General features: G+C 51.0%; 17 protein-coding genes. 14 read left to right on the forward strand and 3 right to left on the reverse strand.

The annotated features are described in order from the left end of the window. The first annotated feature begins 585 nt into the window (after positions 1 to 585). The 6 genes from EKM94_RS09475 (at position 586) to EKM94_RS09500 (ending at position 7,769) form a co-directional block, all read left to right on the forward strand. A complete protein-coding gene (locus EKM94_RS09475) occupies positions 586 to 1,272 on the forward strand; it encodes a response regulator transcription factor (RefSeq protein ID WP_125600976.1) in 687 nt (228 codons plus the stop codon). A gap of 89 nt (positions 1,273 to 1,361) precedes the next feature. Then, complete coding sequence (locus EKM94_RS09480; protein ID WP_379861293.1) at positions 1,362 to 2,546, forward strand: sensor histidine kinase; 1,185 nt, start codon at positions 1,362 to 1,364, stop codon at positions 2,544 to 2,546. Positions 2,547 to 2,888: 342 nt separating this feature from the next. Continuing rightward, a complete protein-coding gene (locus EKM94_RS09485; RefSeq protein WP_164511183.1) occupies positions 2,889 to 4,181 on the forward strand; it encodes a serine hydrolase in 1,293 nt (430 codons plus the stop codon). Between the two features lie 956 nt (positions 4,182 to 5,137). Beyond that, positions 5,138 to 5,320: a hypothetical protein gene (locus EKM94_RS09490; protein ID WP_125600984.1), complete on the forward strand. Its 183-nt coding sequence runs from the start codon at positions 5,138 to 5,140 to the stop codon at positions 5,318 to 5,320. A 127-nt stretch (positions 5,321 to 5,447) separates the two neighbouring features. Further along, a complete protein-coding gene (locus tag EKM94_RS09495) occupies positions 5,448 to 6,995 on the forward strand; it encodes a UDP-N-acetylmuramoyl-L-alanyl-D-glutamate--2,6-diaminopimelate ligase (RefSeq protein ID WP_125600987.1) in 1,548 nt (515 codons plus the stop codon). Positions 6,996 to 7,001: 6 nt separating this feature from the next. Beyond that, positions 7,002 to 7,769: an aspartate/glutamate racemase family protein gene (locus EKM94_RS09500; RefSeq protein ID WP_125600990.1), complete on the forward strand. Its 768-nt coding sequence runs from the start codon at positions 7,002 to 7,004 to the stop codon at positions 7,767 to 7,769. A 265-nt stretch (positions 7,770 to 8,034) separates the two neighbouring features. Here EKM94_RS09500 and EKM94_RS12455 read toward each other — a convergent pair whose 3' ends face one another. The 3 genes from EKM94_RS12455 to EKM94_RS09510 form a co-directional block, all read right to left on the reverse strand. Further along, entirely contained in the window at positions 8,035 to 8,187 is a 153-nt protein-coding gene (locus EKM94_RS12455) for a hypothetical protein (protein WP_164511184.1), read from the reverse strand. A gap of 317 nt (positions 8,188 to 8,504) precedes the next feature. After that, positions 8,505 to 8,777: a hypothetical protein gene (locus EKM94_RS09505; protein WP_125600993.1), complete on the reverse strand. Its 273-nt coding sequence runs from the start codon at positions 8,775 to 8,777 to the stop codon at positions 8,505 to 8,507. Next, complete coding sequence (locus EKM94_RS09510) at positions 8,774 to 9,085, reverse strand: hypothetical protein (protein WP_125600996.1); 312 nt, start codon at positions 9,083 to 9,085, stop codon at positions 8,774 to 8,776. Before EKM94_RS09510 ends, EKM94_RS09505 begins: the two co-directional genes overlap by 4 nt. A 271-nt stretch (positions 9,086 to 9,356) precedes the next feature. On the opposite strand from EKM94_RS09510, the gene EKM94_RS09515 reads away from it, so the two are divergent. From EKM94_RS09515 to EKM94_RS09550, 8 genes are all read left to right on the forward strand, one after another. Further along, positions 9,357 to 10,262, forward strand: a complete 906-nt coding sequence (locus EKM94_RS09515; RefSeq protein ID WP_125600999.1) for a metal ABC transporter solute-binding protein, Zn/Mn family — start codon at positions 9,357 to 9,359, stop codon at positions 10,260 to 10,262. A 275-nt stretch (positions 10,263 to 10,537) separates the two neighbouring features. Continuing rightward, a complete protein-coding gene (locus tag EKM94_RS09520) occupies positions 10,538 to 11,236 on the forward strand; it encodes a metal ABC transporter ATP-binding protein (RefSeq protein WP_125601002.1) in 699 nt (232 codons plus the stop codon). Then, positions 11,236 to 12,030: a metal ABC transporter permease gene (locus tag EKM94_RS09525; protein WP_125601005.1), complete on the forward strand. Its 795-nt coding sequence runs from the start codon at positions 11,236 to 11,238 to the stop codon at positions 12,028 to 12,030. The genes EKM94_RS09520 and EKM94_RS09525 overlap by 1 nt, the downstream gene beginning before the upstream one ends. A gap of 255 nt (positions 12,031 to 12,285) precedes the next feature. Continuing rightward, the gene (locus EKM94_RS09530; RefSeq protein WP_125601007.1) at positions 12,286 to 13,356 is read left to right on the forward strand and encodes an extracellular solute-binding protein; all 1,071 of its coding nucleotides are present in this window, start codon (positions 12,286 to 12,288) and stop codon (positions 13,354 to 13,356) included. Between the two features lie 17 nt (positions 13,357 to 13,373). Beyond that, entirely contained in the window at positions 13,374 to 14,336 is a 963-nt protein-coding gene (locus EKM94_RS09535) for an ABC transporter ATP-binding protein (RefSeq protein WP_125601010.1), read from the forward strand. A gap of 66 nt (positions 14,337 to 14,402) precedes the next feature. Then, the gene (locus EKM94_RS09540; protein ID WP_125601013.1) at positions 14,403 to 14,645 is read left to right on the forward strand and encodes a hypothetical protein; all 243 of its coding nucleotides are present in this window, start codon (positions 14,403 to 14,405) and stop codon (positions 14,643 to 14,645) included. 25 nt (positions 14,646 to 14,670) lie between these two features. Further along, a complete protein-coding gene (locus EKM94_RS09545) occupies positions 14,671 to 16,131 on the forward strand; it encodes an ABC transporter permease (protein ID WP_125601016.1) in 1,461 nt (486 codons plus the stop codon). Beyond that, the gene (locus EKM94_RS09550; protein ID WP_125601020.1) at positions 16,128 to 17,051 is read left to right on the forward strand and encodes a glycerophosphodiester phosphodiesterase family protein; all 924 of its coding nucleotides are present in this window, start codon (positions 16,128 to 16,130) and stop codon (positions 17,049 to 17,051) included. Before EKM94_RS09545 ends, EKM94_RS09550 begins: the two co-directional genes overlap by 4 nt. Positions 17,052 to 17,342: the final 291 nt, after the last annotated feature.

The following is a 17,342-nucleotide window of genomic DNA, read 5'->3' on the forward strand; positions in this document are numbered from 1 at the left end:
TTGCGCTCACGCGCAACACCCACCACCCTCGCAATCTAGCGGAGTTCATAATTTCATCACAATTATTTCGCGAAACTGCCAAGTTTGAATCACGATTCATTCACTTCTTTGGCTTACTATTAATCACATAGAGAAGCAGTGGTCATGGCAATGCCCGTTGCCAGCCATCTTCAATCCAGTGGTGGACCCACCTGCTGATCTAGCAACTAAACTCAAAACCTTAAGAACTAGTTTTTTCCTTTTTACTCCTCCCCCTTAAAACTGAAAAACTAGGTTCACCGCCTCACTTCTTGCCCGGAAGTGAGGCTTTCTTTATGTGCCAAGATTACTGGCAGACTAATGCTTGGCCGCCACCCGGTCGAATCCCCCGCTGCCATGGCTATGGCCGCTCCCGCATTCGGCCTGGCTCAGCTTCTCCTGGCGCAAACCGCGGCGATGCCATCGGCGATCCAGCTCGGCCCGCCCACCTAAATTCTTTAGAGAATTTTAACGTGGCTTTTGGTACAATAAGGGGTGTGTTTACCTTTCAACAGTTAGCGCTGAAACTAACTGGCCGTTGTGTTAATGAGGAAATGAGGTTGTGAAATGAAGATTCTGATCGTTGATGATGATAAAGACATTGTTGAGTTATTAAGTATTTATGCCAAGAATGAAGGCTACCAGCCCGTGCCGGCTTTTACCGGGCGCGAAGCCTTGACCAAATTGGCGACCAACCCAGACATCGCTTTGATGATTCTGGACATTATGATGCCTAATATGACGGGGATCGATGTGATCAAAGAAGTTCGCAAAGAGTCAGACATCCCAATTATTGTGGTTTCCGCGAAAACCACCGATATGGATAAGATCCAAGGCTTGATCACCGGCGCCGATGATTACGTGTCCAAGCCGTTCAACCCGTTGGAAGTGATGGCGCGGGTCAAATCGTTATTGCGCCGAGCTAGTGCGCAGGTGACCAGCAGTGAGCCTGATCGCTTGGAAGTGGGATCGCTGATCATCAATAAGGATTCCCATGAAGTGACGACGTTGAATCAGGTGGATATTCAATTGACCGCCTTGGAATTTGGCATTCTTTATTTGTTGGCCAGCCATCCCAATCGGGTTTTCTCGGCGGATGAGATTTTCGAGCGGGTCTGGCAACAGGAAAGCATTGTTTCCGCGAAAACGGTCATGGTTCACGTCAGCCATTTGCGTGATAAAATCGAAGAAGCAACCGGCGGCGAGAAAGTGATCGAAACCGTTTGGGGCGTTGGTTACAAGGTGAGCGCGTAATGGCCGGCAAAACAGGGCCATCAGCGGCCAAGACCAAGCGCCGCGCGTTGGGCGCAACGTCGGGGAAAACACCAGCGGCGCCGCGACCGGTGATTTTAAAAACCAGTGAGAAGTGGGAACTTTTTCTCGAAGGGGTGGTCACCTTAGGGCTGATGTTGCTGCTGGAGTTCGCCGTGGTTGTCTTGATCAACCAGGCTATCAGCAGTAATCGCGGGCTCAACGATGGGATCTACCAGATCAAAAACGCGCTGACGATCGGACCGTGGCACATTTGGAGTTGGCAGTGGATCTTCATCACGATCCTGATGCTGATCAATGTTTGGGTGATCTACTGGCGGTTGCACCGGCGTTATCGGCAAATGCAAATGCGGCATATTATTGCGGAATTGCATTATATTGCGGACGGTCATTTGGATCACCGGATCAATTTAAAGGTTGGCGGTTATTTGAATCACGTGATCGCCAGCATCAACGCGCTGGTGGATAGCACGGTGAATTCCATGGCTGAGGAGCGCAAAATCGAGGTTTCCAAGGACGAATTGATCACCAACGTTAGCCACGATATTCGCACGCCGTTAACGTCGATCATCGGGTATTTAGGCCTGATCGAGAACAAGCAATATCGCGACGAAGCCGATTTGTTGCGCTACAACCACATTGCCTATCAGAAAACCAAACAGATGAAGGAATTAGTTGAAGATCTGTTCGAATTCACCAAGGTCCAACAAACCCACGCGGATTTACAGTTGCAACGGTTCGATTTGGTTTCGATGTTGGAACAATTGTCGGCGGACTTCGAACTTGAGGCGCAAAAACGGCAGATGTTCATTGAAGTCGCCGTGGTCCAACGTCCGATTATCATGCGGGCGGACACAGGCAAATTGGTGCGGGTTTTCAGCAATCTGATCACCAACGCGTTCAAATACGGCAAGGGCGCGACCCGAATCATGCTCAGCGCCCATATCGAGCAAGATAACGTTGTCGTCAACGTGACCAACGATGGCACGCCGATTCCCGAAGCAGACCTCCAAAGTATTTTCGAACGTTTTTATCGGGTCGATGGGTCACGGTCAGCGAGTACCGGCGGCTCAGGTCTAGGCTTGGCCATCGCGAAAAGTATCGTCGTGCTGCATGGCGGCGAGATCTACGCCACCTCAAATCCCGACGAAACAGCCTTTATTATTATTTTACCGTTGGACGTCACGGCCAAGCGAACCGATCTCGTCAAGGCCAGCAGCCTGACCGCCCCAACAGGTGATCAGGCGCGGTCCTAGCCCGCCCGTCGCGTTAAAAGACGACGCGCAAAAATCAATGATGAAGTTGAAACACGAAAAACGAAATACCGACCATGAAATACGAAATACAAACCACGAAATACCAAGCGCTGAACAGCAGAATCAAGTGCTCGCACCAAACGCAGGCACCAGCACCGTATGCGCCGAGTGAAATACATGAAGCGCCATCGAATCAAGCTCAGTGAATTAGAATCAGATCGAAGTAAGCCGGTGGCACGTCTGTTGTTGCCGTCGTGCCACCGTGACGCGATTTCTTGGGGGAGAAAGCGTTGGGGACAACTGGTTGGTGGGGGAGCCAGTGATCAATGGAGGATTTTTTTAATGAAGAATAGAACACGACATCTTTTCCTAGTGGTGACGTTGGTATTGGGCATGATCGTGGGGATCAGCCAGCCAACGCGCCAATTGGTGGCCGCGGCCAGTAGCACGATCGAGTCACCGCAAACGGACATTGCCGGCAAAGCGGGTTTAGCCGTGGAAGTTGACAGTGGGCAGATCCTGGCGGCGAAGAATATCGACACTGTTTTGCCGATTGCCTCGCTGACCAAAATGTTATCCCTGTACTTAGTGCTCCAAGCGGTCCAACAAGGCAAACTCAGCTGGAGCCAAACGTTGACGCCTAGCGACCACGAAGTCACGTTGAGCCGTAACATGGAATTGTCCAACATTCCGTTCGCCGCGGGCCAGGCCTACACCGTCAAAGAATTGTTCGAGGCTGGGTGGGTCTACTCCGCCAACGCGGCGGTCATGGTTTTGGCTGACGCGGTCAGTGGCGATCAGACGAAATTCGTCGACGCCATGCGGGCCCAACTGAAGAAATGGGGCGCCCGAGATTACCAAATCGTCAACGCTAGCGGCCTCAATAACAGCTTCCTTGGCGATAATCGCTACCCTGATTCCGCCGCCGATGCGGAAAATCAAATGCGCGCCCGGGACCTGGCCGTTGTCGCGCAACACCTACTGAACGATTATCCCGAAGTTTTGAAAACGACCACGATCACCGGGCTACCTTTCCATGGCACCACCTACCCGACTTGGAACTATCTTTTGCCGGGACAAGCCGTGGCCCAGGCCGAGCTACCTGTTGACGGCCTGAAAACCGGCACCTCAGATCTAGCGGGAGAATGTTTCGTTGGCACCGTCAAAAAGAACGGTTTCCGCATCATCACCGTCGTGCTGCACGCCGATGGCAATAGTAGCGATCGCACGAAACGCTTCGTCGCCACCGCCGACCTGATGAAGGAAGTCTACGCCAACTGGCACCTAGTCAACGTTTTCCAGACCAAGAAGGCCAGCGCGTTATTGCCGGCGATGAAGGTCGCTGACGGCAAGAAAGCCAAGGTCAAAGTCGTTCCCAGCCAAACCGTCAAAATGTTACTGCCGAAAAGCGTGACTGCGAAGCAACTGAACTTGAAGATCGAAAAGACCAAGTACAGTCAAACCGCGCCGATCGCCAAAAACGATCAAATGGGCAGTGTAACGATGCCCCTGGTTGGCAGTGGACACCTGGTCCCCGAGCAGGATCAGAACGTGGCGGTTTTAGCGGCTGAGAAAGTTGATGGGTTGAATTGGCTGGAGAAGATTTGGCGTAATATCAAAAACTTATTTAGCTAGGGCGACTTGATTGCAGGTGTGGTGGGTTTGGATGGGAACGCAACCGCCTCAGGACGTTTGTCGTGGCTGGAAACGTGCACACCGACCCAACTCCCTGCGCTTAGCTACGCAATTGTTCCGGAAGCAAAGTGCGGCTTCCAAAACAATTGCTAGGCTAATGCTCAGGAGTTACCCGGGTCGGTTCGCACTCTGTTTCGAACGCGGTGGGCACTGTTTTGAGCCAATCCGCAAGCCCAGCGGCTTGTCTCAAAATCAGGCCTTATTCTAAGCGATAAATCGCTTAGAATAATCTCACCGCTGAGCCACACGTCCTGAGGCGGTTGCTAGGCAGAATTGGGCCTATCTGCAATCGAAGTTGGGTATCTGACGAAGAGGTTTTGCAAGCGAGAGGTCAAAACAATTGCCCGCTTTTGAGGAGGTACAGCAATACCAACGGATTCGGATTAGTAGGTCGGTGCATTTCAGATAGTTCCGACAACTCTATCTCACATACCTAGGCGGGTTTAGGTTGGCAACCGACCGATTCAGCCGATTCATCAAGAACTTGCCTTAGTTCATTAGGCAGACTGTACTGGTGTCACCAATTTAAAGCTTGTACTCACTAACCACGGTCGTCATTTACGTGGTTCCTCAACAATTAGCAATAGCTTGCCAGTTGCCGTGAGTGCCCAATCTACTTTTGGGGTGGTACGGCAATGCCAACTGATTTGGATTAGGAGACCGGGATACTTTGCGTACGTAGAACATCGTTGCTTGTTTCCTTAACAATCCATCCATGGGTAGAAACCAGCCGATTCAGTTGATTCACTGAGAACTAGGTCTGTTCATCAGGCAGACTGTACTGGTGTCACCAATTTAAAGCTTGTGACCACTAACCATGGCCGTCAATTGCGTGGATCTCCATCAATTAGCAATAGCTTACCGGCGGGCGTGAGTGCTCAAACGGCTGTTATAACGTGAGCGGCTGGAGCGGAGAGAATCGGGGTGAGATCGCCGTGAAATTGGTCTTAGTGGCTGTGCCACTTAGACCAAGGCTCAGCTTTGAGATTCGCGCGGGTTTCGCGAAGCTCAAAGTGACGCCCACAGCGAGCTCACCCCGATTCTCGCAGCGCAAGCTGCGGACAAGCTACTTTATCTAGGCTAATGCTCAGGAGCTACCCGGGTCGGTTCGCACTCTGTGGTATAATATAAACTAACGTCGTCGCGCATAAGTTGCGGTTTTGAAATCGCACAAACACATGATAGCTAAGTAAAGGGAGTTAGATTATGGGGCTAACACTAGATGCATGTATTTTAATTTTAAAGGAGCACCACTTATTAAAAAGCAGCGCCGTCCAGGACAAGGTCTCGCAGAAATTCACCAGCGCGTCCTACGACTCGCGCCAAGTTACCGCGAATACACTCTTCTTCTGTAAAGGTGAGAACTTCCGCCCGATCTATTTGGAAATGGCTAAAAACAACGGAGCAACCGTGTACGTCGCGGAACAACCTTACGCGGAAGGCAAGGGCATGCACGCCTTGATCGTTCGCAATATTCGTAAAGCGATGGCGCTATTAGCGGCGGCGTTTTACGATTTTCCGCAAGATGACTTGTTCGTGATCGCCTATACGGGCACCAAGGGTAAGACGACTTCGGCCTATTTCACCAAGGGGATGTTGGATCGCGTCAATGATGGGCATACGGCGATGTCCTCCACGGTGGAACGGGTGCTAGGCCCTAAACCAGAGCAGCATATCGCTTCGGAATTGACCACGCCGGAATCCTTGGACTTGTTCCGCGACATGCGGACGGCGGTGGACAATGGTATGACCCACCTGGCCATGGAAGTGTCTTCCCAAGCTTATAAGAAGAATCGTGTTTTCGGGCTGACCTATGATGTGGGCTTCTTCTTGAATATTTCGCCGGATCATATTGGCCCCAACGAGCACCCAACTTTTGCCGATTATCTCCACTGCAAGTTGCAGCTGTTGGTTAATTCACGGAAATGTGTGATCAACGCCGAAACAGATTACTTCAATGAAGTTTATGCGGCGGCGACGATCACCACCGAGCCGGATAGTGTTTACTTATTCGCCTCGGCGGATTTTCCAGCGCCAGAAGGGGTCAAAATCGATTTCCGCTATCAGTCTGAAGAAGCCGATTTGTCTAAAAGTCGCTTCAAGTTGACGGCGGGCACCTTGAAAGCGGAGCAATTGCGGATCACCGGCGAGTATGAGCTGGATCTGATCGGCGATTACAATGAAAGCAATGCTTGCGCCGCGATCATTGGCGCGGGGTTGGCTGGCGCCACTTATCCAGATACCGCCAAGGGAATTGCCAATGTGCAGATCCCTGGCCGGATGGAAAAACTGGACATTCCTGGTCACGGCCGCGTTTATGTGGATTATGCCCACAATTATGCCAGTATGGTCGCGTTGTTGTCCTTCTTGAAGAAAGAATATCAGCAACCGCGGATCCTAGTTGTGGTCGGTAGTCCTGGCGACAAGGGCGTTTCGCGGCGGGAAGGTTTTGCCAAGGCGCTGAATCAATTGGCGCAACGGGCATTTATCACCAATGATGATCCGGGCTTCGAGGAGCCGATCGACATCGCCAATCAAATCGTGGCCGGGATCGATCCCCAGAAGGTCAAAGTGACGATTGAATTGGATCGGGCCGAGGCCATCGAGTTGGCGATTACCGAAAGTCAGCCAGGGGATATCGTGGTGCTGGCCGGTAAAGGCTCCGACGATGAACAAAAAGTCCGCGGCGTCAATACACCGTGGCCAACGGATATGGCCGTGGCCAAGGCTGTGGCCGCTAGATTGCGAGGCTAGTTTGTGATGAAAGATTTCTTTACGATCATTGGTGGGATGGGCACCATGGCCACCGAAAGTTATCTGCGGTTATTGAACGCGCGGACACCTGCCAGTAAGGATCAGGATTATTTGAATTATTTGTTGGTCAATGACGCCACCGTGCCCGACCGCACCAACTATATTTTGGATCACCAACAACCGAATTTCTTCCCGGATCTGCAGGCGGATATTTTGCAACAGAGTCAGTTACATCCGGAATTCTTCGTGATGGTCTGCAACACGGCCCACTATTTCTACGAAGAATTGCAGGCGCTGACGCCAGTGCCACTGTTACACATGCCGCGGATCGCGATCAACAACTTGCACCAACGCTTCCCCCAAGAAAAACGGGTGGGCTTGATCGCCACCGCCGGCACCATCGCCGACAAGGTTTACGCCAACGAGATCCAGCGGGCAGGTCACGAGGTCGTGCTCGGTGATCAGTCGATCCAAGCGATGGTCAACGAATTGATCTATCGAGACATCAAAGAACAGAATCTAGTCGACCATGAATTGTACCACCGCATTTTGGCGAAAATGCACGATGACTACCACGTTTCCGTCATCGTGCTCGGGTGTACCGAATTGTCATTGGCCCAAGAAAAGGCGCCGGAGCACCCTTATCAAGTGATCGACGCCCAAAGCATCATCGCCGACCAAACCATCGCCTTGGCCACCCAATTGCGCCAAGCTCAGCCGGTGGATTGGGTCCGCGCCGTCAATGAATACATCGGTCCGCTCATTTCAGAATAGAAAAAGCACGCCAGAGAAATAGCGAAATAGAAATAACAAAATAAATTAACAAGATAACATCGCAAGATAAAATAGCAATCGAGAATTATGATTGAAAATACGCCATAAGTCGCGGGATAACGTGAGCTTGGAGCGGTTGGTCGTCTGACCAGCTTCTGCAAGCTAACTGATTCCCGCGACTTTTTTAGTCAGCACCGGGCGGCCAATAAAAAAAGCCGCTAGCGATTAACTAGCGACGACTTCAGTGGTCAACGGAATTTCGAGGTTATTTGATTTGTTGCTTGAGGTAACGATGGAGTAGTTCAAGGGTGGATACCAGCAACATGAATAGACCCACGCCGAGACACAGCGCTAACGCAAAGGGCGCCAGCGCCCAAAGTGTTGACAAAATTCCTACAATAACTTCGGTAAATGACATCTTAACTCCTCCTTGAATGCACAACCCATCAGCGCCCTTAACCTGCCTGTTAGTCCAATAAATTTCGTGAACAGTGATCAATCTATTTTCAATATACCACACAATAAAATAAAAGCAAGTCCGTTTTTTTTGGTGATATTATGACCGCTGGAAGAACACTTAGGCTGCATGAAAGTAGATTGGCCGCAGCTTGCGCTGCGCGTGGCGTTGGTGGTGGGCAGGTGTGGTGGGGCTCCAGGTCGGGCTGGGGGTGGTGGAACGCGGCGGGCACGACTTGAAGCTTTTCGGAAAACCACCGAAAATCTTCAAGCTCGGCCTTATTGTAGGCGATAAATCGCCAACAATAATATCGCGGCTGACTCACCCCCAGCCCGACCTTCCGCCAACGAATAAACAGACCACCAACACCACGCTCCGCTCCAGCTGCTCAACGTTATAGCAGCCGTTTGAGCACTCACGCCAATTGGCAAGCTATCGCCAATTGATGAGGAACCACGCAAATGACGACCGTGTCTAGTGGTCATCAGCTTTAAATTGGTGACACCAGTGAAGTCCGCCTGATGAACTGAGGCAAGTTCTTGATGAATCAACTGAATCGGTCGGTCTTCACCCAAGAATTGTTACGGAAATTGGGCAAATTATTAGGCCTACGCGAAATGTACCGACCTCCCAATCCGAATCCGCTGGTATTGCCGTACCATAAAAAATGGGCAACTGTTTGACCGCTCGCTCGCAAAACCACGTCGTCAAATCCTTCGCTTCGATTGCAGATAAGCTCAATTCTGCCTAGCAACCGCCTCAGGACGTGTGGCTCAGCGGTGAAATTGTCCTTTGCGGCTTTGCCGCTTAGGACAAGGCTCGATTTGAAGCCAATTCCCGTTTTTGGAATTGGCTTCAAACGATGCCCACCGCGTTCCAGCCACGACAAACGTCCTGAGGCGGTTGCGTCACCACTAAACCCAGCACACCTGCAATCAAGCGAAGGCTCTGAAATACAAAAAATTTAATTTTTTTGAAAAAAAGGTTAGAATGTAAGCTATCACTGAGTTTTGGCAGGCGCGACCCCAGCGTGATCACCGCAATTAACCGCTTTATTGCGATAGATGAACCTATGAACATTTGACCATATTTATTGTCATCATTAGACTATTGATTAGTAAGGAGGAGTTATGGTTAAAAAACTGATTAAACAATGGCCTTGGTTGGTGGCGCTACTCAGCTTGAGTCTGCTGCTAACGGCTTGTGGCCGGACCGCGACCAAGGAACCAATGAAGACCACGGGCAAGATTCATTTTGTGACCTCATTGGATTTCTATGGTGATCCGGCGCGGGCGATTTTGGGCGACGCGGGGACAGTCACGAGCTTGATCAATTCGCCGAGTGTGGATCCTCACGATTATTCGCCGACGACCAACGACGCGAAGATCGTGGCGCGGGCGGATCTGGCGCTGATGAACGGCGCGGGCTATGACAGCTGGCTGGCCAAATTGGTCAAGGCCGACAATGAACAGACCCAGCTGATCGATGTAGCGGCGGATATCGTTAAGTTGCCAGACGGCGGTAATGAACATCTTTGGTATGATTTCAGCGTGATGCCCCAAGTCACGAAGCTGTTGGTCAAGCGTTTTAGCGCGCTGCGACCAGCTCAGGCGGCGACTTTCAAACGTAACGGGCAGAAATATTTGGCGCGTTTAGCCAAGTTGCAAGAACAGGAAAAAGAGTTACGCCAAACGCTTTCCGGGCAGAAAGTAATGATCACCGAGCCGGTTTTCAATTATGTCCTGACTAATTTGAAAATGACCATCGTCAATGAAAGCTTTGCCTTGGATATTGAAGAGGGCGCCGATCCGAAGCCTGCTGATATTCAGCGGATGCAAGATCAATTGGATCACCGCGAAGTCAGTTGCCTAGTCGTCAATAAGCAAGTGACCAGCGCCTTGGTCACCGATTTGATCAAGCGGGCCGAGCGACATCAGGTGCCAATTTTGCGAGTGACCGAAACATTGCCGCAAGGGAAGAATTATTTGAGTTGGATGACCAGCCAGTTACAAGCATTCGCGACAATCACAAAATAACAGAGTGCGAGCCGACCTGGTCAGCTTCTGAGCATTAGCCTAGCCATTGTTATGGAAGCTGGGCTTTGCTTCCGGAACAATGGCGTAGCTAAGCGGAGGAAGCTAGGTCGGTGAGCACGTTTCAAACCAGAGTGCGGAGCGCAACGGGTTGGCTTTGAGCATTAACCTAGCTAGGATTTTGGAGGCAGGTCTTTGCCTCCAGAAGCCTAGCGTAGTTAAGCGGAAAAGCCAGTTGCGCGCAGCACGTTTCGAGAAATAGTAAGCGAGGAGAATCAATGACAGACCCAATTTTGAAAGTCACCGATTTAGCGATGAGCTTCGGTGAGAAAACTGTTTTTAAGAATTTGAATTTTACGATCGACGCCGGCGAGAAATTGGCCTTGATCGGGCATAATGGCGCTGGCAAGTCGACTTTGGTCAAACTGTTGATCGGGTTGACCCATCCCACTGCTGGCACGATCACGCGGATCCCGTTGCCTGGTCATGAGCGACTGCGGATCGGTTATGTGCCTCAATTTCGCAATTTGGACGCCGACGCGCCGCTGTCCGTCGCTAGTTTCGTGGCCTTGAATGTGGGGCTTTCTTGGCGGCCGTGGTTGAGCCACCAGGAAAAAGAGCGGGTGACCCAAGTTTTGGAACAGACGCAATTGACGCAGATCAAAGACCGTCCGATCACCTTGACCTCCGGCGGCGAGCGGCAACGGGCGTATTTGGCCCAGGCCTTGTTGGCTGATCCAGATCTGTTGATTTTGGATGAAGCCACCGCCAGCATGGACGTGGACGCGAAGGTGCAGATGATGGCCTTGGTGGATACGATCGTGACCCAGCAGAAAATGGCGCTGGTCTTCGTCAGCCACGACTTGGAGTTGACGGCGCGGTACACCGACCGCTACTTGTTGATCAGTAATCAGCAGTTGTTGACCGGTTCCAGCAAAGAAGTCAACGCCGATAGTTTGAAGGGGGTGCGGCTCTAATGTTTGCTTTTACCTTTATGCGCCACGCGTTTGTGGCCAGTACGTTTATCGCTTTGACCTGTGGGGTGATCGGCGTCTTCGTGGTGGCCCGGCAACTGTCTTTTCTGGCTCACATGTTGTCCGAGATCGGTTTTGCTGGCGCGGCGTTTGGCGCATTTCTCGGTATCTCGCCGTTGATCGGAATGTTGCTGTTCACCTTGGCCAGTAGCTTGTTGATCAGTAGTTTGTCCGTGGAGCGGGTCCAACGGGAATCGACGATCAGCGCCGTTTCCTCGCTCTTTATCGGCTCGGGGATCCTGTTCCTGGCGCTGGCCAATCAAAGCTCTAGTTACGCCACCGATATTCTTTTCGGGAGTATTGTCGGCATCAGTCAGAGTGGCGTTTGGCAACTGGTGGTGTTGTCGCTGGTGGTGCTGTTGACGATCTGGCTGATTTTCCGGCCGCTGCAATTCGATTCCTTCGATAGCGTCGGCGCCAAGGCCAATGGGGTCCACTCCCGCGTGATCGGGATCATCTTCTTGATCCTGCTGGCCATGAGTGTCAGCGTCGGCGCGCAGATCGTCGGCTCAATGCTGGTGTTCATCTTGTTGACGTTGCCAGCCTCGATCGCCAAAGCCCTAGGACACAGCATGAAACAATTGCTGCTGATCTCTGTGGCGGCCGCCCTGTTTGGCGTCTGGCTCGGCCTGTGGTTAGGCTATCTGACCAATTGGCCGGTCACCTTCTTCATCGCCTTGATCGAAGTGATCTGCTACATGCTCGCGCTCCTAGTCCAAAAACGCCGGAATGGCTAAATAATAGTGACCATTATCACCCAAAGAACTGACCGTGAACGACTGGCGGTCAGTTTTTTTGGTGCTGCTGGCGGGGTCAGAAACGAAGCCAGCGCCCGACCGCTACCCCTCTGCCTGTTTTTGGAGAAAAATCGCGGAAAATGCGTGTTTGCGTTTTCCCGAAACTTTCAGAAAATAATGTATAATAATCGCTGCATTACATTTTTGGAAGTGTTAATTTAGCGCAAAAAAACAAGCGGATAAGGGGAATGCAAGATGAAAATGGGATTGAAATTTGCGGCGGTAGCAGTGACTGCCCTGATGTTACTGGCCGGATGCGCCAACAACAAAGTGAAGGGCAAGGCCAGCGGGGGTCACAAAAAAGATGAAAAAATTGTCGTTTATTCAAATTCGGTTGCAAATGGCCGAGGTGATTTTCTGAAAGAGAAGGCCAAAGAAAAAGGTTTCGATTTGGAAATCGTCGACTTAGGCGGCAACGATTTATTGAACCGGGTGATGGCGGAAAAAGACGCGCCGATCGCGGACGTGGTTTTTGGGATGAACCAAATGATGTTCAACAAAGTCGAGAAAACCGGAATCTTGGAAACCTATCAACCTAAATGGCTGGACCAAGTCGATCCTGCTTTGGTCAACAAGCAGCACAAATTCTCACCGCTACAAGAACAGCGGGTGTTCATGGTTTATGATGCCAAGAAGATCAAGGCTGCGGATGCGGTCAAAGACTGGCAACAATTGGCCAACGATAAAAGTCTTAAAGGAAAATATATTGTGCCTAAAGGCCTAGGTGGCGCCACAGCCAACGCGGTCGTTTATAACATCTTGATGAATTATCAAGACAAATCCGCGAAAATGGGCATTTCCAAAGAAGGCTTTGAAGTCTTGAACAAGTTCTTCAAGAATGGGACGAACGCCACGGATGGTCAATCCGAAGTTGGCGAGATCGCCAATGGCGTGGCTGATTATGCCTATACTTGGTTGAGCAATGTGCCATTATTGGAGGACAAGCTGGGCATTAAATTAGGCATTGTCAATCCGCCTTATGGAGTGCCGCAAACGGTTGAACAAGTGGGTATCATCAAGAAGGACAAGATGAAGAGTCAGGCGAAAGACTTTGTTGATTTCTTAGGTAGCGCCGAATTGCAGCGGGGTTGGTCTGAGAAATTTGGCTCGGCGCCGGTCAATAAAGAAGCGCAATCTTCAGTGAATCCAAGCATCAAGAAAATTCTAGAAACAACGACGCCGCAAGCCAATGACTACGACTTTATCAGTCAACATCTGGACGCTTGGACGGAATACATCGAGCTGAATCTCCTCGGCGCTAAATGAAAGGGTGAGCGGGCAAAATGATAACGTTTAAGAATATTGAAATCAAATACGATGATTTTGTCGCGGTACCTAACTTGAGTTTTGCGGTCAATGAAGGTGAGTTCTTCACGCTGTTAGGTCCCTCCGGTTGCGGCAAGACCACGACACTGCGGGCCTTGGCTGGGTTCTTGAAGCCCACCCAAGGGAGCATTGAGATTGCTGGGGTCGATATTACGGCGATGCCGATCGATGAACGGCAAGTGGGCATGGTCTTTCAAAGTTACGCCCTGTTTCCCACCATGTCGGCCTATGACAACATTGCCTTTGGGCTTAAAATCGCGAAAAAATCGAAGGCAGAGATCGATACGCGGGTGCTGGAATTGGCGAAAATGATCGACCTGACCCCAGAACAATTGGCCAAGAACGTGGCCAACTTGTCGGGTGGACAACAACAGCGTGTCGCGATCGCACGCGCCTTGGCGAAGAAACCGAAAATCTTGGTCATGGATGAACCCCTTTCGAATTTGGACGCCAAATTGCGGAAATCACTGCGAAAAGAAATCAAGGAATTTCAGAAATCTTTTGGGATCACCACCGTTTATGTGACCCATGATCAGGAAGAAGCGCTGATGCTATCGGATCGGATCGCAGTGTTCAACAAGGGTCAGATCGAGCAGATCGGTCGGCCGCAACAAATCTACAATGAGTCCGCGACCGAGTTTGTGTGCAAATTTATCGGAGAAGCCAATTCGTTAACGGCGGCGGACCTGGCCAAATTGGGGATCGAAGTCAGCGACGCTTCAGCCAGTGACGCCTTTTATGTTCGTCCAGAAAAGGTCTCCTTCTCCCGCACGGCCAGCGCGGTCAATCGAATCGCCGGTCAGATCGTGGGTAAGGAATTCTACGGGATGTACGGGTATTATCAGATCGAGATCGCCGGCACCAAGTTGATCTCTTTCCAGCGCGAGTCAAAGGCCGAACAACATCGAAACGGTGAGTAGATCTTTGTGGGCGTGCAATCAGAGAATATCTTAAGTTACCCGGCGAAAGGGTAAGGGGGCGCACTTATGACAACGAGTTCACGGCAAGATCCGCCGCGGCGCTGGCGCCGCCTTCACTTAGGCTTGATTGCCTATTTGATCGTGTTGGTTTGGTTCATTATCGCCTTTATGATCGTCCCCAACATCGAGATCCTCAAAACAGTCTTTTTCTCCAAAGATGGGTTCTCCAGTGAGCTGATTCAGAAAATCTTCACGTCTCAGCGCGCCGTTTGCGCTGACGGTCACAACAACGATCGTCGGCATTGCTGAGGTGCTCTTCCTGGAATATTTCAAGTTGAAGGGTAAGCAGTTCCTCACGCTATGTTACATGATCCCGCTGGTCTTTGGCGGGATCATGCTAAGCAATGGCTACTTGTTCACCTATGGGAAACGCGGCTTTGTGACCCGTTTTCTGATCGGTCACTTTCCTAATTTGCCAGCGGATTGGTTTGGCGGATTCGGCGCGGTGTTGTTCTTGATGACGTTTGCTTGTACCGCCCACTATATGATTTTCTTCCGCAACGCCTTTAAGAGTATCGACTTTCAAACTGTGGAGGCGGCCAGAGGCTTGGGCGCTTCCGACTTCAAGATTCTCACCAAGGTTGTCTTGCCAGCGTTAAAACCGATTTTACTGACTTGTATTATCTTGCTCTTTCAGACCGGCTTAATGGCGATGGCCGCGCCCTTAATGGTGGGCGGTCGCCGCTTTGAAACGATCGGTCCCTTGATCCTGACCTTTACGCAACGACCAGCGTCACGGATGTTGGCCGCTGTGCTGTCATTGTTTCTGGGAGTGTTTCAATTAGGGTTACTTTTCGTGATCCAACGAAATGAGCGGCGGGGAAATTATTTGTCGATCTCCAAGGTGAAGACCACGATCGAACCGACGCGCATCAAGCAACCGTTACTCAACTTAGGCGCCCACGTCGTTGCTTACTTGTTCGCCTTGATCAATTTATTACCATTGGTGGTCGTGGTCTTGTTCTCGTTCACTGATTTCAAGACGATCTCGACGCGGGAACTCCACCTGAATTCCTTCAGCTTGGAGAACTATCAACGGGTGCTGACCGATCGCTCGGCGTATCATCCCTTCCTGACCAGTGTCGTTTACGCCGGACTGGCGGCAATCGCGGCGGTGGCGCTAATGACGATCGCGGCGCGGATCATCTTTAAGTACCGCAATCGCTTGACCACCGTCTTGGAATTCTTGCTTTATCTGCCTTGGATCCTCCCAGGGTTGATGTTTGCCTTGGGTTTGGTACTGGCCTACTCGCGACCGCGCTGGATCGTGTTCGGACACCCGCTGACCGGCACCTTGGTGATCATGCTGGTCGCTTATATTGTGGTGATGTTACCCAACACTTTTCGTTTTTTGAAGGCCGCTTATTTCTCGGTGGATACGAATCTGGAAGACGCCGCTAAGAATCTAGGGGCTAAACCGATTTATTCCTTTGTTAAAATCGTGCTACCGATCATTCTGCCGACGATTTTGGCGATGCTGGCGCTTAACTTCAATGGCAAATTAGGCGATTATGATCTGTCTGTCTTCCTCTATAATCCCATTGCCAAGCCTGTCGGTGTCGTGATCCGCAGCAATTCCAATCCGGAATATGGGGTGGATGGCATCGCGATCAACTTCGTCTACTCGGTGATCTTGATGGTCATCAACGCCTTAGTGCTCTTCTTCGTCTACGCGGATGGCAAGACGAAAATCAAGCAACTTTTCAAAAAAGAAAATAAGAAATCAGGCGAATGATGGTGAGAAACGCCCCCTTGGATCCTAAGTCAAAGCAACCGATCACTGCGCCAACAGAGCAAAAAATCGCGTCGCCTTGGCAGCGGCAAATGAATCGACCGTTGCAAGCGTTACTGGCCAGCCAGCCGTTTCTGATCATGTTGCACCGCGGCGCCCATGGCGGCAATCTCGTTGAGAATACAGCGGCTGCGGTCAATGTTGCCGTCAAACAAGGCGCTGATATTGTTGAGATCGATCTGGCCCAGTCCACCGATGGCGATTTCTTCGTTTTTCACGATGGTGGCGAACCACGATTGCTTCATGAGCAGCGTAATCTGAACCAGTTGAGCACGGCGTCGATCGCCAAGAAATTTTATTATAACTGGCTGGATCAACGGCTCACCAAGAAAGTTGAGCGATTTAGCGAGTTATTAGCGCAAGTACCAGACGATGTTTTTCTAAATTTGGACCGTTCCTGGGATCATTGGCCAGCGTTTCTGGCGCTGTTGGATCAATTCCCTCAGCGGCATGATCATTTTATTTTGAAATCACCGGTTCGCCGGGATTTATTGACGCGGCTAGCTACTCATCCGATCAAATATATGTATGTGCCGATCATCAGTCAGGCGGCCGAGTTGACGGTACTAGAAAGTTACCCCGAGATCAATGTGGTCGGGGTCGAGGTGATCGAGAAAACCGCGACCTTTGACTTGATCCACTCGCGGCAATTAGCGAAATATCGCGCAGCTGGCTACCTGATGCTGGGTAACGCAATTAATCTGGATGATCAAACCCAACTATTCGGCGCGCTTAGCGATGAAGTGGCCATCACGCAGGCTCCCGACCAGGCCTGGGGGCAGCTCTTGACCAGTGGCATCAATTGCATCCAAACCGATTGGGCCGGTCTACTTGACCGCTACCGCACCGAAACTTTTAAGTGATACTTCTGGTATCACTTTTTTGCTTGCCTGAGAAGATCCGGTTGGTAATGGGGAGTCGGGTGACTCAGAAGGAGGCGAGATCCTCCCGCGCGGATCGCTTGCGTTCACCTGCGACGGATGAGTGTTTTCTGACGTGCGTAAGCAAATCATAACCACCCGTAAAACGGGTGGTTTGCTCCAGGGCTATAAGCCCTATGTACTGGCCAGCGTCTCAAGGCGCTGGCTTTTATAATTCAAAGCCAAACTGCGTTTGTCACTTCTGCCACCGCTTTAAGCGGTGTTTGTACTACT

Origin of the sequence: Lapidilactobacillus achengensis (assembly GCF_003946655.1) — a bacterium.
Lineage (GTDB): Bacteria > Bacillota > Bacilli > Lactobacillales > Lactobacillaceae > Lapidilactobacillus > Lapidilactobacillus achengensis.

Excerpts from the sequence above, each read along its gene's own strand:
- EKM94_RS09535 (WP_125601010.1), top strand. The coding sequence starts at position 13,374 with ATGATAACGTTTAAGAATATTGAAATCAAATACGATGATTTTGTCGCG.
- EKM94_RS09550 (WP_125601020.1), top strand. The coding sequence starts at position 16,128 with ATGATGGTGAGAAACGCCCCCTTGGATCCTAAGTCAAAGCAACCGATC.
- EKM94_RS12455 (WP_164511184.1), bottom strand. The coding sequence starts at position 8,187 with ATGTCATTTACCGAAGTTATTGTAGGAATTTTGTCAACACTTTGGGCG.
- EKM94_RS09515 (WP_125600999.1), top strand. The coding sequence starts at position 9,357 with ATGGTTAAAAAACTGATTAAACAATGGCCTTGGTTGGTGGCGCTACTC.
- EKM94_RS09495 (WP_125600987.1), top strand. The coding sequence starts at position 5,448 with ATGGGGCTAACACTAGATGCATGTATTTTAATTTTAAAGGAGCACCAC.
- EKM94_RS09520 (WP_125601002.1), top strand. The coding sequence starts at position 10,538 with ATGACAGACCCAATTTTGAAAGTCACCGATTTAGCGATGAGCTTCGGT.
- EKM94_RS09500 (WP_125600990.1), top strand. The coding sequence starts at position 7,002 with ATGAAAGATTTCTTTACGATCATTGGTGGGATGGGCACCATGGCCACC.
- EKM94_RS09530 (WP_125601007.1), top strand. The coding sequence starts at position 12,286 with ATGAAAATGGGATTGAAATTTGCGGCGGTAGCAGTGACTGCCCTGATG.
- EKM94_RS09540 (WP_125601013.1), top strand. The coding sequence starts at position 14,403 with ATGACAACGAGTTCACGGCAAGATCCGCCGCGGCGCTGGCGCCGCCTT.
- EKM94_RS09475 (WP_125600976.1), top strand. The coding sequence starts at position 586 with ATGAAGATTCTGATCGTTGATGATGATAAAGACATTGTTGAGTTATTA.
- EKM94_RS09485 (WP_164511183.1), top strand. The coding sequence starts at position 2,889 with ATGAAGAATAGAACACGACATCTTTTCCTAGTGGTGACGTTGGTATTG.
- EKM94_RS09525 (WP_125601005.1), top strand. The coding sequence starts at position 11,236 with ATGTTTGCTTTTACCTTTATGCGCCACGCGTTTGTGGCCAGTACGTTT.